Genomic DNA, 17,120 nt, shown 5'->3' with positions numbered 1-17,120 from the left:
CCAGGCCCATCAGCAGCCAGCTCGGCCGCCTGCGGCGCGGGGCGGCCCGGAGCAGGCGCTCCCGCTGGCGCGCCAGCGTCGCCGGGGGAAGGTGCTCGATCCGGGCGCCGAGGTCACGGATCATCTTCAGGTCGTCCATCGTCACGCCTCCTCGTCGAGCATCGGGTTGGTGTGGCCCAGGGCCGCGCGGACCTTCCGCCTGCCCCTGTTGAGGCGGGAGCGCACGGTGCCGACCGGGATGCCGAGCGCCCGCGCGACCTCCTCGTACGTCAGATCGCCCCACGCGATCAGCAGCAGCACGTCGCGGTCCTTGGCGGGGAGCGCCGCGAGCGCGCTCACCAGCTCGGGCCGGGACGCCTGCGCGGTGACCCCGGCGGCCACGCGGTCGGCCGGCGAGTCCACGTGGCCGTCGACCGGCGCCCGGAGCAGCGCGCGGTAGCGGGCCGCCTCGGTGCGGTGGTGGCGGGACATGAGCTTGGTGAGGATGCCGAACAGCCACGGCCTGGCGTCCGCGTAGGACAGGTCGTAGCTTTCGCGGCGGGAGAAGGCGACCAGGAACGTCTCGCCGACGAGGTCCTCGGCGGGGTCGGGGCCGAGCCGCCTGGAGACGTACCTGTAGAGCATGGCGGAGTAGCGGTCGAAGAGCTCGGCGAACGCCTCGGGCTCCGTCCAGGAGGCACTGACGAGGTCCGCGTCAGCGCCCCTGGTGGCGGGTTGTGTGATCATCTCCGCCCTTCTGCGGGGGAAGTCGGTCAGAGATGTATCACCACGACCCGCCCTCCGGGTTCACGCGCCCGCGGTTCCTCGCCTCCCCCGGGCCGGCCCTCAACCCGTCGCGCGTCAGAGGAACGGCGGGAAGGCGTGCCCGCGGCGCAGCCGCAGCTCGTTGAGCATCTGCTGGACGACCTCGCGGACGTGGTCGGTGAGGTTGAACACCAGCATGGGATCGTCGGCTGCCGACGGGTCGTAGTCGTCCGTGCGGATGGGCTCGCCGAACTCGATCATCCACTTCGACGGCAGCGGCACCAGCCCGAGCGGCCCGAGCAGCGGGAAGAACGGCGTGATCGGCAGGTAGGGCACGCCGAGCATCCTGGCCAGGAACGGCAGGTCGCCGATCTTCGGGTAGATCTCCTCGGCGCCCACGATGGCGACGGGCACGATCGGCACGCCCGCCCTGATGGCCGAGGCCACGAACCCGCCGCGGCCGAACCTCTGCAGCTTGTAGCGCTCGGAGTAGGGCTTGCCCACGCCCTTGAAGCCCTCGGGGAAGACCCCGACCAGCTCGCCCTTGCGCAGCAGCCGGTCGGCGTCCTCTGGGCAGGCCAGCGTATGCCCGGTCTTGCGCGACAGGTGACTGAGGACGGGCAGCTGGTAGACCAGGTCGGCGCCGAGCAGCCGCAGCGGCCGGTGCGCCTCGTCGTGCAGGGCCACCTGCAGCATCAGCGCGTCGACGGGGAGCGTGCCGGAGTGGTTGGCGACGATGAGCGCGCCGCCCTCCTCGGGGACGTTCTTCAGCTCGACCGTCTCGACCCTGAACCAGTGGTGGTAGAGGGGCCTGATCAGCTCCAGCATCACCTTGTCGGTGAACTCCGCGTCGTAGCCGAACTCGTCGACCTCGTAGTCGCCGGTGAGACGCCGGCGGACGAACGCCAGCGCCCGGGCGAGCGGGTCGGGCTGGGGCTCGTCGTAGGAGGGCGCCGCGCTGATGGGAATCACGCGTGCCTCCTGGTCTGGGACGCTCACCGTAGTGCACCTCCGAACGGACGCAGCCCTCGCGATCGCAGGAAGTCGTCGAACGCCGCTCCTGTGGTGAACTTGGGTTTCCAGCCCAGCTCCGACTCCAGCCTGGTGGAGTCGACCGCGCGGCCGTGGCTCATCAGCCGGAGCTGCTCGGGCGAGTAGTCGACCAGGCCGACGCGGCGCGCGGTGTTGCCCAGCATCCGGAAGGCGGGCGAGAGCAGCGGCATCGACAGCCGCCCGGCGCGCCGTACGCACTGGGACAGCAGCAGCACGCCGGTCCCCGCCACGTTGAACGTGCCGGGGTGGTCTTCGGTCGCCGCCCGCCGCAGCACCTCGACCGCGTCGTCCTCGTGGACGAACTGGAGCCGGGGGTCGAAGCCGAACACGGTGGGCAGCACCGGCTGCGTGAAGTAGCGGGTGAGCGGCGAGTCGACGCCGGGACCCATGAAGTTGGCGAAGCGCAGCAGCGTCACCGTCACGTCGGGGCGGCGGCGCGCGAAACCGCGCACGTAGCCCTCGACCTCGGCCGCGTCCTTGGCGTAGCCGTGGCTGGGGCCGTCGTGCGACTCCAGGTCCTCGGTGAACACAGCCGGATCCCTGGGGGACGAGCCGTAGACCGCCGTGGTGGAGCGCACCACGACACGCCGCACGGTGGCCGACCGCTGACACGCGCCGAGCAGTTGCATGGCGCCGATGACGTTGTGCTCCTTCATCAGCGCCCGCCCGGTGTTTCGCGAGGGGGCGCTCACCAGGCTCATGTGCACGACTGTGTCGATGTCAGCGGCCGCGATCACCTGGGCGATGTCGGGGCTGCGCAGGTCCACCCGGACGAATTCGGTCCGGCCGAGGGAGACGCCGCCCTCTCGCGTCAGCGAGGGCGGCGGCACGGTGTCGACCCCGATGACGCGACTGATGTCCGGATCTGCCGCAAGGACACTCGCCACCCGGGCGCCTATGTGGCGCGAGACCCCGGTGACGAGCACGGTGTGGGTCATCAGCGCCTCACAGCTGCGTCGTGTTACTTCTTGTTGCGCCGCTGGATGCGAGTCTTCTTGAGCAGCTTGCGGTGCTTCTTCTTCGCCATCCGCTTGCGGCGCTTCTTGATCACAGAGCCCACGGGACCCCCAGGGTGATAGCCAGGCTGAACCGATGTGCGAGCGCACACCGGCTCACAGACTACCGGCGATCCACGGTAGATCGCCCCAAGGGGGGTGAGCCCGGCCGCGTCGGGCCGACCGGGCCTGTCCCGCGTCGGTATTCACGGTGTGATCCGGGATGTACCCCACACCGCTACTCCTGTATCACCCTGCCTCGATGTAGGCCTCCCGCAGATAGTCGTGGACCGCCCTCGATGTAGGCCTCCCGCAGATAGTCGTGGACCGCCTGCTCGGGCACTCTGAACGACCTGCCGACTCGGATGGCCGGCAGCTCGCCCGAGTGCACCAGCCGGTACACGGTCATCTTGGACACCCGCATGACCGTGGCCACTTCTGCCACGGTCAGGAACTTCACCTCGCTGAGAGGTCTTTCGCCTGCACCCATCGGACGCCTCTTCCGCACGTGGTTTCCGGGTTATCCCCACTGGTGCCATTGCTCACGCACGTGTACTGCCGTCAGCGTAAGTCGCGACTCCGGGTCGGCAAACCCCCTAGTTTCTCAGTCCCCGGAGCACCCTGTCAGCCGGACCAGCGAAAAGCCTGGTCAGCAGCCTTGCCGAGCACCTCGCCTGACCGTTGGAACTGTCCAACTCGTCACACATTAGAGTCGCCCAGGCCCCACCAAAAGTTGGCAAAGGGACAGCGAGCCTCTTGGAATGCAGGCGCGAAAAGACGGTATCGAGCGGGCCGAATTCGACTCACAGGGCTCGTGAGACTCCAGTGACGAGCCTCTCCGTCAGCGGTGCGTAATGGCGTGGCAGCACATTGTCATCGAGTGGCACCACCACGTCGATCTTCCCCTCGGCCTCTCCCAGGAAGAGCCCCGGGTCGTTGGAGTCGGCGAAGGCCACCGTGGGCACCCCGGCCTCACCGGCGGCCCCGGCCCACCCGTGGTCGGCGATGACCAGGTCCGGCGGCTCCTCGGCGAGCTCGGCCAGCATCCTCTCCATCGGGGTGGCGTCGTGGGTGTGCACGAACCCGCCCTTGTCGTCGAGCATCGCGACGTCCTGCAGGTAGCGGATCCTGCGCGGCCTGCCGAACCCCGAGCCCGCGTACGTCCAGCCCTCGGCGGGGGTCAGCAGCGTCGCGCCGCGCTCGGCGGCCAGCCGGGCGAGCGGAAGGTGGACGGCGAGCAGCCCCGTGGGGTGCCCGGTGGCGAAGAGCAGGCGCGGCCGCTCGCGCGAGAGCGCCGCCGCGATGCGCTCGGCCATGGCGTCGAGGGCGTCGATCGTCCGCTCGGCGTCGATGGTGTCCTGGCCCCAGCGGTGACCGGGGTCGGCGACGACTCCCGCCGCCTTGGACATCAGCTCCAGGATGTCGCGGAACGACCACGGCTGCTCGAACGTCAGGCCGAGCATGTAGTAGGGGTCGCCGTTGGCCAGGGAGCTGTAGTGGTCGAGGTTGTTCTCGCGCGGGGTCGCGACGTCGCCGGCGATGCGGGTGCGGATCAGGTGCTCGCGGAGTCGGTCACGGCTCAGCACGGATTCCTCACTAGGGGATCGGGTCGAGGCCGTGCAGGGGGAAGACCGCGTTTCGGGTCGCCATGATCGCACGGTCTATCGGGTCTCCTGGGTCATAACCACCAGACATGTCGCGGAATTCCGGATTGCGGCCGTCGGTCATCGTGAGCGGGGGCGTCTCGCCCGTGCGCTCCCGTACGAGCCGGCGCCACTCCTGGCTGGTCGGGGTGGCCGGATCGAGCGGATGCCCCGCGACCTCGGCGAGCAGGTGGGTCCACGCCCGCGGCACCACCTGGACCAGCTCGTAGCCGCCACCGCCCGTCACGATCCACCGGCCCCCGGCCGTCTCGTGGGCCAGGCGGTGCAGTGCCGCGTAGGCGGTGCGCTGCCCGTCGACGCTGAGCATCAGGTTGGCGAGCGGGTCGAGGGCGTGGCTGTCGCAGCCGTGCTGCGTCACCAGGATCTCCGGCCCGAACTCGCCCAGCAGCGGCGGCACGACCGCATTGAACGCGCGCAGCCAGCCGGAGTCGCCGCAGCCCGCGGGGAGCGCCACGTTGACCGCCGTGCCCTCGGCGCCGGTCTCCTCGGGGAACCCGGTGCCCGGGAAGAGCGTGCGCGGACTCTCGTGCAGGCTGATCGTCAGCACCCGCGGATCGTCGTGGAACAGCGCCTGCACGCCGTCGCCGTGGTGCACGTCCACGTCCACGTACGCGATGCGGCTCGCGCCCTGGCGCAGCAACCACGCGATGGCCAGCGCGGGGTCGTTGTAGACGCAGAAACCGCTGGCCACGGCGGCCATCGCGTGGTGCAGCCCGCCCGCCACGTTGACCGCGTGCTCCGCCGTGCCGTCCCAGACCGCGCGGGCGGCGGCCAGTGTGGCGCCGGCGATCAGCGCCGAGGCCTCGTGGACGCCCGTGAAGGCGGGGTTGTCGGGGGTGCCGAGCCCCGCCGACAGGTCGGGGGCGCCGCTCACGGAGACCCGCTTGACCGCCTCGATGTAGCCGCGATCGTGCACCATGGCCAGATCGTCGTCGCTCGCCGGGCCGCATCCGGCCAGCTCCACCTTGTCGAGCACGCCCAGCTCGCGGGCGAGTGCCATGGTCAGCTCCACCCGGATGGGCGCGAGCGGATGGCCTGGGCCGAAATTGTAGGAGGTGAGTGCCTCATCCCAGATGACCCGCGCCGTCCGACTCATACACACTCCGTCCCTCGCCCTTGAGGCGACGTTACCGCAGCGTCGATGGGTGGGCACCACACGGTGACACCGGTACGAGCCCGACTCATACCCTGCTCGTCTCCTCGAAGGACGACCTGAGGTAGACCCCGAGGGATATGTCGCTTATGTCCCAGAGTTAGCGTTGTGGTAGGAGCACATGGCCGCCCCTGGGCGGCAGTCGCACGCGGGTGGCAGGTCGGCCCGTCCTCGAAAGCGAGGCCAGAAGGTGACTAGAACTCCCGCAACCCCAGGTTCGGCCGCCTCTTCGCGGAGTGTGCTGGCGCCGCTCGCTCTCGCCCAGTTCATCTGCAGCTTCGCCGGCTCGAACATGAACGTGATGATCAACGACATCAGCGAGGACCTCGACACGACCGTGCAGGGCGTGCAGATCACGATCACGCTGTTCTTGCTGATCATGGCGATCTTCATGATCCCGGGCAGCAAGCTGACCGATCGTTGGGGTCGCAAGCGGTGCTTTGTCGCCGGCCTCACGTTGTACGGCGTCGGCGCCCTGCTCAGCATGGCTTCGCCCGGTCTCGGAGTGCTGATCCTCGGCAACTCGGTGCTCGAGGGTGTGGGCACGGCGCTGTTGATCCCGCCGGTATACATCCTCGCGACGCTGGCGTTCAGCGATCTCGTGTCTCGGGCCCGGGCCTTCGGTGTGATCAGCGGGATGGGCGGAATCGGCGCCGCGGCAGGACCGTTGATCGGGGGGCTCATCACCACCGCGATCAGCTGGCGGGCCGCGTTCCTCTTCCAGACCGTCATCATCGCGACGATCATCTTTCTCAGCCGCCGGATCGTCGATCCCGTGGCGCCGGATCCGACCCGTCCCTTCGACACGGCCGGGGCGGTCCTGTCCTCAGCCGGCATGTTCTTCGTGGTGTTCGGGATCCTGCAGGCCGACGTCAACGCCGCGCTCATGGCGGTGTTGATCGCGGTCGGAGCCGTCTTCCTGGCCTGGTTCGTCGCGCACATCCGGGCTCGCGAACGCGCGGGACAGGAGCCGCTGCTGTCGACCGGGCTGTTCAGGAACCGAACATCCAATCTCGCCCTGGTCACTCAGAACATCCAGTGGCTGCTCCTCATGGGGACGTCGTTCGTCGTCGCCGTCTTCCTTCAGACCGTACGGGGCTACAACGCGATCGAGACGGGCGTGATCTTCACCGCCTCGACCGCAGGCGTCCTGATCTCGTCGCTCGGCGCGGAGCGATTCGCCAAGAGACGCTCCCAGAAGACTCTGATCGTGACGGGATTCGTCGTGACGATTATCGGGATCGCCCTCCTGATCGCCTTGGTCGTCACCTGGTCGAGTGTCGTCGCCTTCGTGCCCGGGCTGCTGCTGATCGGCCTCGGCCTGGGAGTGATGCTGACCCCGTCGGTCAACGTCGTGCAGTCCAGCTTTTCCGAGGAACTGCAGGGTGAGATATCCGGGCTGTCGCGCAGCGTCTCCAATCTCGGCTCTTCGTTCGGCACGGCGATCGCGGGCACGATTCTCATCTCCGACCTGGCCAGTGGAAACCAGTCTTACGCTCTCGCGATGGCAGTACTCGCCGCATTCGCCCTGATCGGCCTTGCCGCCGCCATTCGCCTCCCCTCACATCCGGGCTGATCGTCACCCACGGTCGCGGACCCGAGCCGCAGAGCACACGAGCGGGGTGAAACAATGGAGTCGTTGCTGCACGTGCTCGATGATCCAGCGCGAGGGCACAGTGAGTGATCTCATCGCGATTGCATACCCTGACCGGGCGGCGGTCGAGCTGGCCAAGAAGCGAGTCCACCAGGCCGGCGCGGACGGGCTGCTCCAGATCGAGGATGTCGTCGTCCTGATCAGGGACGAGGACGGGAAGATCGAGGTGCGGCAGGGCGGCACCGGCGTCGGCGCGGCAGCCGCTGGAGGGGCCATCTGGGGAGGCCTGATCGGGCTGCTGCTCCTGGCACCGCTGTTCGGCATAGCGGTCGGCGCGGTCGCGGGCGGCGCGAAATGGAAGAGCGAGTTCGGTGACGCCGGCGCGGCCCACAATTTCGTCAACGAGCTCAGCGCGAACCTGACTCCCGGGAGCGCCGCGCTCATTCTCCTCGTCCGCGACATGACCCTTGAGAGGGTCCTCCCGCAGATCCAACAGCACGGTCATGTGATTCGGACGACGCTCAGCGAAGGGGCCAAGGCACAGCTCGACGCGGCTCTCGCGGCTGCGAAGCCGGACCGCCCGAGTGGCGCCGGTTGAATCAACGGACCCGGAAAGGCCGCGCCCGGACCTCCTCACTCGGCGCGGAGGGCGATGACGGGGTCGAGCCTGGCCGCCCGCCGCGCCGGCGCGACGCCGAAGAACACCCCGACGGCGGCCGACACCCCGAACGCCAGCGCGATCGACCACCAGGTGATCGAGGCGGGCACCTCGGTCAACGACCGGATGGCCACCGCGCCGCCGACCCCCAGCACGATGCCGATCACCCCGCCGATCGTGGTCAGCAGCACCGCCTCGATGAGAAACTGCGCCAGCACGTCCCGCTGCCGGGCGCCGAGCGCCTTGCGCAGCCCGATCTCCCGGGTCCGCTCCCGCACGCTGACCAGCATGATGTTGGACACGCCCACCCCGCCCACCAGCAGCGAGATGCCGGCGATGGCCGCCAGCACGCCGGTGAGCATGCCGAGCACGCTGCCGATCGTGCCTAGGAGCTGCGTCTGGGTGACGGCGGAGAACTTCTCCCCCGGATACCGCGCTGCCAGCGCCGCCACGACCTTCTCCTGGAGCGGCTGGATCTCGTCGGGGCCCGAGGCGCCCACCGCGAGCCCGTTGATCCGGTCGACCCCGATCATGCGCTGCGCGGTCGTCACCGGTACGTGCACCTCCTGGTCGCGCGACAGCCCGAACGTCTGGCCGACCGTGGCGTAGACCCCGACCACCCGGAACCTCGCCCCCGCGATCGACACCTGCCGCCCGATCGGGTCGATGTCGCCGAACATCTTCGCCGCCACCTCCGCGCCCAGCACGGCCACCCTGCGCCGCGTGTCGACGTCGGTCTCGCTCAGGTGCCGGCCCTTGGCGAGGGGCCGGTCGAAGATGTTGGTGAGGTTCTGGTCGGTGCCGACGATCGTGACGAACGCCTCGGTACGGCCGACCCGCACGGTCTCGCCCGACTGCAGGGACACGGTCACCTTGGCCGGATCGCCGACCACCCGGCGCACGTAGGCCGCGTCGGCCAGGCTCAGCCTGCTCTGCGTCGGCGCGGCGCCCACGGTGAGCTGACCGGGGACCACCAGGATGATGTTGGTGCCGAGGCCGGAGATCTGCTTCTCCACCGCGTCCTTCGCGCCGGTGCCGACGGAGACCAGGATCACCACGGCGAGCACGCCGATGATGACGCCGAGCATGGTCAGGGCGCTGCGCAGCCGGTTGACCCGCAGCGCCTCCAGCGCCATGACGAACGCCTCGCGCCCCCTCACAGCGGCCTTCCCCCCTCCGCGGCCCCCTCCGTGGCCTGTCCCGTGGCCTGTCCCGTGGCCTGTGCCGTGGCCGTGTCGAGCTCGATGAGCCCGTCGCGGACGTGGATCTGGCGGCGGGCGTGGGCCGCGATCTCCTGGTCGTGCGTGACCAGCACCACGGCCACGCCGCTCTCGCTGTTGAGCCGGTCGAGGATGGCCATCACCTCGGCGCCGTTGCGGGTGTCGAGGTTCCCGGTCGGCTCGTCGGCGAGCAACACCTTCGGCTCGCCCACCAGAGCCCTGGCGATGGCCACCCGCTGCTGCTCGCCGCCGGACATCTGCGACGGCCGGTGCCCCATCCGGTGACCCAGGCCCACCGCCTCCAGGGCGGCCGTCGCGCGGGAGCGCCGCTCGGCCCGGCCCGCGCCCCGGTAGACCAGCGGCAGCGCCACGTTGTCCAGCGCCGAGGTCCTGGCGAGCAGGTGGAAGGACTGGAAGACGAAGCCGATGGTCCGGTTGCGCAGCTCGGCCAGGCGGCTCTCGGACAGCCCGGACATCTCCACGCCGTTCACCCTGAGCACGCCCGAGGTCGGCCTGTCGAGGCAGCCGAGCAGGTGCATGAGCGTGGACTTGCCCGAGCCCGAGGGGCCGACGATGGCCGCGAACTCGCCCTGGTCGATCCGGAGCGAGACGCCGCGCAGCGCGTCGACGGCCACCCCTTCGAGCTGGTAGCGCCGGGTGAGGTCCACGGCCTCGATCGCGGGGATCGAGGAGATCGAGAGGTCCGCGGGCCACGCCGTCTCTTCGGAGCGGGTCATGGGAGGCGCTGGCCCTGCCGTACCGAGTCGGCGCCCTTGACCACCACGCGTTCACCGACCGAGAGCCCGGAGAGCACCTCCACCACCGCGTCGCCCTGGGCGCCGAGCTTGACCACGCGCCGCTCGGCGCCGCCGCTCGCGGCCACCCAGACCACGCTCTCGCGCCCGCTGGAGACGATCGCCGAGGCGGGCACCGAGACCGCGGACGGCGACTCGCGGACGGTGAGCCGCGCCACCGCGCTCATCCCCGGCTTGGGCGTGGGCGCCCTGGTGCCGTCGTCGAACGTGCCCGGTCCGAGAGCCAGTTGCACCGGGTAGCTGACGCCGCCGGTCGTGCCCTCCTTGGGGGTGACGCCGACGCCGGTCACGCGGCCCGTGTAGCCCGCGCCGGGCACGGCGTCGAGCTCGACCGTCGCCCTGGTGCCCTTCTTGACGAGCAGGACGTCGGTCTCGTCGATGTCGGCGGCGAGGGTGAGCGCGGAGACGTCGGTGACGGTCGCGATCGTGTCACCCGCCGAGACCGGCACGCCGGTCGCGACGGGCGTGCCGCCGCCGCCCGAGCCGGTGGACGGGAGGGACGGCAGTTGCGCGCCGCCGCCCGGGATCTGGCCGAGCAGCCCGTCGAGCCCGCCCGAGCCCCCGCCGCCGGACACGCGCCCGAGCGTGACCACCCCGGCGAACGGCGCCTTCACGGTGAGCGCCTTGACGGTGCTCTCCGCCGCCTTGGCCGCGGCCCTGGCCTGCGATTTGGAAGCTGCCTGCAGGGACGCCATGGAGGACGTGAGCCCGCCGAGCCCGCTGGTGACCCCGGACAGCACGCCGTTGATGGAGCGGTTGAGCTGGGCGGTGATCGTGGCCAGCGCCCTCGTCTGCGCCCGGTGCTGCGCCTGGGCGAGGTCGATGGCGCTGAGGAGCTGCTTGCGCGCCTGGGCGTCGCGGATCTTCTTCGCCTCCTTGCGCGCCGTGGCGAAGTGCCTGCTCACCTTGGCGTCGAACGCCCTGGTGTCGAAGGACGCGAGACGGACCGAGGGCCGCACCAGGGAAGGGGTTGCCGGTGAGGCGAGCCTGGCGGCCTGGCGGGCCTGCTGGAGCTGGGCCTCGGCCTGCGGCGAACGGATCCTGGCGAGGACCTCGCCCTTCTTGACGCGGTCGCCTTCGCGTACGTACAGCTTGGCGATCGTGCCCTGTGCGGGGGAGCGCAGAGTCGCCGTGGCCCGGGCGCCGACCGTGGCGGGCGCCTCGACGACCTCGGTGACGGGGGCGCGTCCGACCTCGCCCAACCCGATGTTCGCCGGCGGGTCGGAGGTGCAGCCCGAGAGCGCGAGCAGGGACACGACGAGCAGCGGGGGGATGCCGCGACGGATCGTCACCCGACCCATCGTAGGGACAGGGGTGCCCGCCCCTCCCGGGACCTCCCGCTACACAGGGCCTCCCGCCCGCGGGTGATGCTTCCATGGGGCCATGGGGTTGGCGAAGAGACATCAGGAAGAGATCTGGGCGCGCGGCTTCGGAGACACGGACAAGACGCTCTGCCTGGAGTGCGTCATCGATGAAACCCTCCGCGAGGAGACCAGGCCGCATCTCAGCGAGAGTGCGTGCTCGTTCTGCGGTGCCGTGGCTGAGGACGAGGAGCCGATAGCCGCGCCCTTCGAGGACTTCATGCACATCGTCATGAGGGCCGTCAGATTTCTCTACATGTCAGTGGAGGACGCGGGCCTGGTCCATGACGAGGGCGAATGGTTCGGGGGGCACGTCTTCGACTCCGCCGACGTCGCGTATGACATCTGTGAGGGTGACGTCCAGGATGACGTCCTGGAGGCCGTCACTGTCGTGCTCACCGATCAACTGTGGACCGGGTGCCACATCGCCGAGACCACTCGTGACCAGGCACTGCGCTGGGGTTGGGACGTATTCTGCGACATGGTCAAGCACAGGTCGCGCTTCGTGTTCCTGTCCACGCCCGAGGAGGGCTCCCGCCATCCCGGCGAATTCACGGCCGCCGAGTTCCTGCGGGAGCTGGAGAGAATTCTCCCGGACACCGGGGCACTGCTGAAGGTCCCCGCTGGGCGGGTGTTCTGGCGTGGCCGGCTGGCCGACGCACCCTCCAAGGTGGACGAGTACGGCACGGCCGCGGAGCTGGGTTCGCCACCCCGCGAGCACGCGTCGAACAACCGGATGAGCCCCGCGGGAATATCCATGTTCTACGGCAGCGACGACATCGACACCGTGGTCGCCGAGATCGGCGCGCACAGCACGCGGCGTTACGCCATCGTGGGAGCATTTCAGACGACGAGAGAGTTGACTCTGCTCAACCTCGCCGACCTGCCGCCCGTGCCAAGCCTCTATCGCGAGGTGCCGCCCGGCGAACGCTACTTCGACGTCAGATTCCTCCGGTCCTTCGCCACGGACCTGGGTAAACCGATCACACTCGACGGCCGGGAGCACATCGAGTACGTGCCGACCCAGGTCGTCACGGAGTTCCTGCGCTTTCTGCCGAGATATCCCGTGGACGGCATCCTCTTTCGCAGCGCGCAGAACGACGGCGTCAACTGCGTGCTCTTCTGCGACTCGACAGGCTGCGTCGACGCCGACGTCTCCGATCACACCTACCTGCGGCTTCAACCCGACACGGTCCGATGGGTCCGGATCGTCACCAAGGTGGCCACGGCCTAGCCGTACGTGGCCGAAGCGCGGCTCAGCCGGAGGCGAGCTCGCGGCCCCGGTCGCGGGCGGCCTCGATGGCGGCGAGGAAGGCGGCGCGCACGCTGTGCCGTTCGAGCTCGGCGATGGCGGCGATGGTCGTGCCGCCGGGAGAGGTGACGGCCTCGCGCAGGATCACCGGATGCTCGCCCGAGTCGCGCAGCATCACGGCCGCGCCCACGATCGACTGGGTCACCATGTCGAGGGCGGCCGCCCTGGGCATGCCGAGCAGGATGCCAGCGTCGACCATGGCCTCGACCAGGTAGAAGAAGTAGGCGGGACCGCTGCCCGACAGGGCGGTCGCGGCGTCCTGCTGCGACTCGGGGATGCGCAGCACCTTGCCGACGGGGCTGAGCAGGTCCTCGGTGTGCCGGAGGTGCTCCTCGCCCGCGTGGGCCCCGGCCGAGATGACGCTCATCGCCTCGTCGAACCGGATGGGCGTGTTGGACATGACCCTGACCACGGGCACCTCGTCGCCGAGACGCTGCTCGACGAAGGAGGTGGTGATGCCGGCCGCCGCGCTGATCACCAGGCGGTCGGCGGGCACGAAGGGCGCGATCTCGGCCAGCAGCGCCGCCATGTCCTGCGGCTTGACCGCCAGGATCAACGTCTCCGCGATCTTGGCCGCCTCGGCGTTGGACATCGTACGTACGCCGTAGGTCTCGCGCAGCGCCCGCGCCCGCTCGGGCCTGCGCACCGTGGCCACGATGTCGTCCGGCTCGAACCCCGCCCGCAGCAGCCCGGACAGCAGGGCCTCGCCCATCTTGCCCGTGCCCAGAATCGCAATCACGCCAGCAGCCTACCGACTCGCTAGCGCCTGCCCAGCAGGGAGCGGGCGAAGAAGGCCAGGTTGCGGGGGCGCTCGGCGAGGCGGCGCATGAGGTAGGCGTACCAGTCGTCGCCGTAGGGGACGTAGACCCGCATCTGGGCTCCCAGCCTGGCCAGCCGCTCCTGCTCGGCCGGGCGCACCCCGTACAGCATCTGATACTCGAACGACGAGAAGTCGTGCCCGCTGAGCACCGCCAGCGCCGAGGCGATCTCCACCAGCCGCGGGTCGTGCGTGGCGACCATGGGGTACGCGGACCCGGCCATCAGCACCTTGAGGCAGCGGACGAACGAGCGGTCGATGTCGGCCGGATCGGTGTAGGCGCCCGGCGCCGTGTAGGCGCCCTTGCACAGCCGCACCCTCGCCCCCTCGGACTCGCCGAGCCTGGCGCAGCGCTCCTGCGCGCCGGGCAGGTAGGCCTGCACCACGACGCCCACCGAGGGATGCTCCTTGCGCAAAGTTGCGTGCACGGAGTGCAGTCCGGCGATCGTGTCGTGCTCCTCGGCGTCGAGGGTGAGCGTGATGCCGCGCGGCGCGGCGTGCTCGCAGATGGTGGCGGCGTTGTCGAGCGCGAGCTGCTCCGACAGGCGCAATCCGAGCGCGGTCAGCTTGACCGACACGTCGGCGCCCTCGGGCAGGCGGCCGAGCAGCGACAGGTAGGCCCGCACCGCGCCCTCGGCCTGTGCCCTGTCGGTCACCTCCTCGCCGAGGTGGTCGACGGTGACGAGCAGCCCGTCACGGGTCAGCCGGGAGACGACCGCGCCCACGTCGTCGGCGACGTAGCGCCTGACCACCTCCCTGGTCAGCGGGGAGGTCGAGACGGCGCGCTCGACGCGCTCGCTCCTGGAGGCTGCTAGCAGGACCTGTCGAAGCACGTCTCAACCCTAGCTTCACGCCCCCGGCCACCGGCGGATCCGGCGCGATGAACCGGGCCGCGGTCCCGTCCGTCGTACGGGGTATGCGATCGATGACAGCGACTCTTCTGGCCGGATGTCTGCTCGCGACGAGCTGCGGCGCGGCGATGCCCGAGGGACGCGCGGCGTCCTCCGTCCCCGGTTCCGACACTCCCGCCACGGCCACGGCGGTGACCACCGCCCCCTCCATCGCTCCCACCGAGGGCCCCGAGCCGGTCAAGCCGACCGGCAACGCGGTCGACGCCCACAAGGTCCCGTGGGCCAAGGCCAAGTCCGTCTCCAAGGGCCGCAAGATCCAGCTCGTCTGGTCCTCGGGCGTGGCGCCCTGCACGGTGCTGGACAGCGTCAAGGTCAAGGAGACCAGGAAGCGCGTGACGATCACCCTGTACGAGGGCACCTCCCCCAAGGCGAAGAACGTCTCCTGCATCCTGATCGCCATCGAGAAGACCACGACGGTCAAGCTCAAGGCGCCTCTGGGCAAGCGCAAGATCGTGGACGGGGGCAAGTCCTAACCGGGTCGGCACCAGGTCCGAACGCGGCGGTGGTCATCAGCGGCCCCGACGCTCCGAGCGGCCACCCATGGCATCGCCGCCCCGGCCACCGGGGCCGACCATGGCCTGGCCGCTCTGCCGACGCGCCCCCGTCGGCTGAACCCGGGAGGGAACGGACGGCCTCCCACGGACGTTCACGACTTGGCGGAATGCGCCGCGCGCCATCGGGGTTGAGTCACATAGACTCAAGACGTTTGACAAAGACAGTTGTCACTCGTACGTTGAGTCCAACCGACTCAACTTTGATCACAAGGACGTACTCATGGCACGTGCGGTAGGTATCGACCTTGGGACGACCAACTCCGTCGTCTCGATCCTCGAGGGCGGTGAGCCCACCGTCATCGCCAACGCGCAGGGCTCGCGGACCACGCCGTCCGTGGTCGCCTTCGCGAAGAACGGCGAAGTTCTGGTCGGCGAGGTCGCCAAGCGGCAGGCCGTCACCAACGTGGACCGCACCATCCGCTCGGTCAAGCGCGAGATGGGCACCACCTGGTCCACGGAGATCGACGGCAAGAAGTTCTCCCCGCAGCAGATCAGCGCCTTCGTGCTGCAGAAGCTGAAGCAGGACGCGGAGGCGTACCTGGGCGAGAAGATCACCGACGCGGTGGTGACCGTCCCGGCCTACTTCAACGACGCCCAGCGCCAGGCCACCAAGGAGGCCGGCACGGTGGCGGGCCTCAACGTGCTGCGCATCATCAACGAGCCGACCGCGGCGGCCCTCGCCTACGGGCTCGACAAGGAGCAGGACCAGACGATCCTGGTCTTCGACCTCGGCGGCGGCACCTTCGACGTGTCCCTGCTCGACGTCGGCCAGGAGGACGGCCACGGCTTCGTCGAGGTCAAGGCCACCTCGGGCGACAACCACCTCGGCGGCGACGACTGGGACCAGCGCGTCGTCGACGAGCTGGTCAAGCGCTTCCAGAACGCCCACGGCGTCGACCTGGCCAAGGACAAGATGGCCCTCCAGCGCCTGCGCGAGGCGGCCGAGAAGGCCAAGATCGAGCTGTCCAGCCAGTCCGAGACCACCATCAACCTGCCCTACATCACCGCCTCCTCCGAGGGGCCCCTGCACCTCGACGAGAAGCTGACCCGCGCCGAGTTCCAGCGGCTCACCGCCGACCTGCTCGAGCGGACCAAGGGCCCGTTCCACCAGGTGATCAAGGACGCCGGCATCAAGGTCGCCGACATCGCCCACGTGGTGCTCGTCGGCGGTTCGACCCGCATGCCCGCCGTCTCCGAGCTCGTCAAGGAGCTGACCGGCGGCAAGGAGCCCAACAAGGGCGTCAACCCGGACGAGGTCGTCGCCATCGGCGCCGCCCTGCAGGCCGGCGTGCTCAAGGGCGAGGTCAAGGACGTCCTGCTGCTCGACGTGACCCCGCTGTCGCTGGGCATCGAGACCAAGGGCGGCATCTTCACCAAGATCATCGAGCGCAACACCACGATCCCGACCAAGCGCTCGGAGGTCTTCACCACGGCCGAGGACAACCAGCCGTCGGTGCAGATCCAGGTCTACCAGGGCGAGCGCGAGATCGCGTCCTACAACAAGAAGCTCGCCACGTTCGAGCTGACCGGCATCGCGCCGGCGCCGCGCGGCATCCCGCAGATCGAGGTCACCTTCGACATCGACGCCAACGGCATCGTCAACGTCTCCGCCAAGGACCTGGGCACGGGCAAGGAGCAGACGATGACGATCACCGGCGGCTCCGCGCTGCCGAAGGAAGACATCGAGCGGATGATGCGCGAGGCCGAGTCGTACGCCGAGGAGGACAAGCAGCGCCGCGAGGAGGCCGAGGTCCGCAACAACGCCGACGGGCTCGCCTACCAGACGGAGAAGTTCCTCCGCGAGAACGACGAGAAGGTCCCCGGCGAGATCAAGACCGAGGTCAACGACGCGCTGACTGAGCTGAAGCAGGCCCTGGAGGGCACCGACACCGACGTGATCCGCACGTCGGCCGAGAAGCTCGCCACGGTCAGCCAGAAGATGGGCTCGGCGATCTACGCCCAGAGCCAGCAGTCCGCCGGTGAGGGCGCCCCGCAGGACGCCGCGGCCGGTGACGAGGCGCAGGCGAAGGCCGACGACGACGTCGTGGACGCCGAGATCGTCGACGAGGACCAGCCGAAGAAGGACAAGTGATGCCGCCGCGCGACAACGGGTACGAGCACGGGGAGCCGGTGATCCGCGACAACCGCAAGATCGACCCGGAGACGGGCCGGGCGCGGGTGAGCTCGCAGGGCACGTCCGGGCAGGCCGGGGCAGCTGCCGAGGCGTCGGCGGCGGGCCAGGCGGCAGCGGGCCAGGCCACGGCCGGTG

The 17,120-nt window shown here is 69.8% G+C and carries 17 protein-coding genes; 5 read left to right on the top strand and 12 right to left on the bottom strand.

From position 1 onward, the window contains the following. Positions 1–141: 141 nt before the first annotated feature. From DQW85_RS01220 to DQW85_RS01190, 7 genes are all read right to left on the bottom strand, one after another. Positions 142–726 carry an RNA polymerase sigma factor gene (locus DQW85_RS01220; RefSeq protein ID WP_113698636.1) on the bottom strand — a complete coding sequence of 195 codons (585 nt, stop codon included), beginning with the start codon at positions 724–726 and terminating at the stop codon, positions 142–144. Between the two features lie 114 nt (positions 727–840). Further along, on the bottom strand, positions 841–1,716 hold the full coding sequence (locus DQW85_RS01215; RefSeq protein ID WP_205314780.1) for a lysophospholipid acyltransferase family protein: 876 nt from the start codon (positions 1,714–1,716) through the stop codon (positions 841–843). Between the two features lie 23 nt (positions 1,717–1,739). Continuing rightward, positions 1,740–2,735 carry an NAD-dependent epimerase/dehydratase family protein gene (locus DQW85_RS01210; protein ID WP_113698635.1) on the bottom strand — a complete coding sequence of 332 codons (996 nt, stop codon included), beginning with the start codon at positions 2,733–2,735 and terminating at the stop codon, positions 1,740–1,742. 23 nt (positions 2,736–2,758) lie between these two features. Beyond that, on the bottom strand, positions 2,759–2,857 hold the full coding sequence (locus DQW85_RS01205; protein WP_018654693.1) for a 30S ribosomal protein bS22: 99 nt from the start codon (positions 2,855–2,857) through the stop codon (positions 2,759–2,761). A gap of 173 nt (positions 2,858–3,030) precedes the next feature. After that, positions 3,031–3,282 carry a helix-turn-helix domain-containing protein gene (locus DQW85_RS01200; protein WP_113698634.1) on the bottom strand — a complete coding sequence of 84 codons (252 nt, stop codon included), beginning with the start codon at positions 3,280–3,282 and terminating at the stop codon, positions 3,031–3,033. Positions 3,283–3,595: 313 nt separating this feature from the next. Further along, positions 3,596–4,378 carry a phosphatase gene (locus DQW85_RS01195; RefSeq protein WP_113698633.1) on the bottom strand — a complete coding sequence of 261 codons (783 nt, stop codon included), beginning with the start codon at positions 4,376–4,378 and terminating at the stop codon, positions 3,596–3,598. A 10-nt stretch (positions 4,379–4,388) separates the two neighbouring features. Then, entirely contained in the window at positions 4,389–5,552 is a 1,164-nt protein-coding gene (locus DQW85_RS01190; protein ID WP_113698632.1) for an acetoin utilization protein AcuC, read from the bottom strand. A gap of 295 nt (positions 5,553–5,847) precedes the next feature. Here DQW85_RS01190 and DQW85_RS01185 point away from each other — a divergent pair, with 295 nt between their 5' ends. Both DQW85_RS01185 and DQW85_RS01180 read left to right on the top strand, forming a co-directional pair. After that, a complete protein-coding gene (locus tag DQW85_RS01185) occupies positions 5,848–7,185 on the top strand; it encodes an MFS transporter (protein ID WP_205314779.1) in 1,338 nt (445 codons plus the stop codon). Positions 7,186–7,264: 79 nt separating this feature from the next. Then, complete coding sequence (locus tag DQW85_RS01180) at positions 7,265–7,801, top strand: DUF1269 domain-containing protein (protein WP_113698630.1); 537 nt, start codon at positions 7,265–7,267, stop codon at positions 7,799–7,801. A 35-nt stretch (positions 7,802–7,836) separates the two neighbouring features. Here DQW85_RS01180 and DQW85_RS01175 read toward each other — a convergent pair whose 3' ends face one another. Genes DQW85_RS01175 through DQW85_RS01165 form a run of 3 tightly spaced genes read right to left on the bottom strand, consistent with a single transcriptional unit; the run spans position 7,837 to position 11,188 of the window. Continuing rightward, complete coding sequence (locus tag DQW85_RS01175; RefSeq protein WP_113698629.1) at positions 7,837–9,021, bottom strand: ABC transporter permease; 1,185 nt, start codon at positions 9,019–9,021, stop codon at positions 7,837–7,839. Continuing rightward, positions 9,018–9,818, bottom strand: a complete 801-nt coding sequence (locus tag DQW85_RS01170; protein ID WP_113698628.1) for an ABC transporter ATP-binding protein — start codon at positions 9,816–9,818, stop codon at positions 9,018–9,020. The genes DQW85_RS01175 and DQW85_RS01170 overlap by 4 nt, the downstream gene beginning before the upstream one ends. Next, positions 9,815–11,188, bottom strand: a complete 1,374-nt coding sequence (locus DQW85_RS01165; protein WP_162794633.1) for an efflux RND transporter periplasmic adaptor subunit — start codon at positions 11,186–11,188, stop codon at positions 9,815–9,817. The genes DQW85_RS01170 and DQW85_RS01165 overlap by 4 nt, the downstream gene beginning before the upstream one ends. A gap of 91 nt (positions 11,189–11,279) precedes the next feature. Between DQW85_RS01165 and DQW85_RS01160 the strand changes: the two genes are divergently transcribed. Beyond that, a complete protein-coding gene (locus tag DQW85_RS01160) occupies positions 11,280–12,491 on the top strand; it encodes a HEPN-associated N-terminal domain-containing protein (RefSeq protein ID WP_113698626.1) in 1,212 nt (403 codons plus the stop codon). Between the two features lie 22 nt (positions 12,492–12,513). Here DQW85_RS01160 and proC read toward each other — a convergent pair whose 3' ends face one another. After that, on the bottom strand, positions 12,514–13,308 hold the full coding sequence (gene proC / locus DQW85_RS01155; protein ID WP_113698625.1) for a pyrroline-5-carboxylate reductase: 795 nt from the start codon (positions 13,306–13,308) through the stop codon (positions 12,514–12,516). A gap of 20 nt (positions 13,309–13,328) precedes the next feature. Further along, positions 13,329–14,219: a proline dehydrogenase family protein gene (locus tag DQW85_RS01150; protein WP_113698624.1), complete on the bottom strand. Its 891-nt coding sequence runs from the start codon at positions 14,217–14,219 to the stop codon at positions 13,329–13,331. A 92-nt stretch (positions 14,220–14,311) separates the two neighbouring features. Between DQW85_RS01150 and DQW85_RS01145 the strand changes: the two genes are divergently transcribed. After that, positions 14,312–14,770 carry a hypothetical protein gene (locus DQW85_RS01145; RefSeq protein ID WP_240196845.1) on the top strand — a complete coding sequence of 153 codons (459 nt, stop codon included), beginning with the start codon at positions 14,312–14,314 and terminating at the stop codon, positions 14,768–14,770. Between the two features lie 301 nt (positions 14,771–15,071). Beyond that, positions 15,072–16,943 carry a molecular chaperone DnaK gene (gene dnaK / locus DQW85_RS01140; protein WP_113698622.1) on the top strand — a complete coding sequence of 624 codons (1,872 nt, stop codon included), beginning with the start codon at positions 15,072–15,074 and terminating at the stop codon, positions 16,941–16,943. Positions 16,944–17,120 lie beyond the last annotated feature (177 nt).

The sequence above is a fragment of the Nonomuraea lactucae genome (genome assembly GCF_003313395.1).
Taxonomy (GTDB): domain Bacteria; phylum Actinomycetota; class Actinomycetes; order Streptosporangiales; family Streptosporangiaceae; genus Nonomuraea; species Nonomuraea lactucae.
The sequence above is the reverse complement of the archived record's forward strand: the minus strand, read 5'-3'. Positions and strand labels throughout refer to the sequence as shown.

Coding starts and splice junctions, on each gene's coding strand:
- DQW85_RS01220 (WP_113698636.1), bottom strand. CDS start 726: ATGATCACACAACCCGCCACCAGGGGCGCTGACGCGGACCTCGTCAGT.
- DQW85_RS01210 (WP_113698635.1), bottom strand. CDS start 2,735: ATGACCCACACCGTGCTCGTCACCGGGGTCTCGCGCCACATAGGCGCC.
- DQW85_RS01200 (WP_113698634.1), bottom strand. CDS start 3,282: ATGGGTGCAGGCGAAAGACCTCTCAGCGAGGTGAAGTTCCTGACCGTG.
- DQW85_RS01190 (WP_113698632.1), bottom strand. CDS start 5,552: ATGAGTCGGACGGCGCGGGTCATCTGGGATGAGGCACTCACCTCCTAC.
- DQW85_RS01180 (WP_113698630.1), top strand. CDS start 7,265: ATGATCCAGCGCGAGGGCACAGTGAGTGATCTCATCGCGATTGCATAC.
- DQW85_RS01170 (WP_113698628.1), bottom strand. CDS start 9,818: ATGACCCGCTCCGAAGAGACGGCGTGGCCCGCGGACCTCTCGATCTCC.
- DQW85_RS01160 (WP_113698626.1), top strand. CDS start 11,280: ATGGGGTTGGCGAAGAGACATCAGGAAGAGATCTGGGCGCGCGGCTTC.
- DQW85_RS01145 (WP_240196845.1), top strand. CDS start 14,312: ATGACAGCGACTCTTCTGGCCGGATGTCTGCTCGCGACGAGCTGCGGC.
- dnaK (WP_113698622.1), top strand. CDS start 15,072: ATGGCACGTGCGGTAGGTATCGACCTTGGGACGACCAACTCCGTCGTC.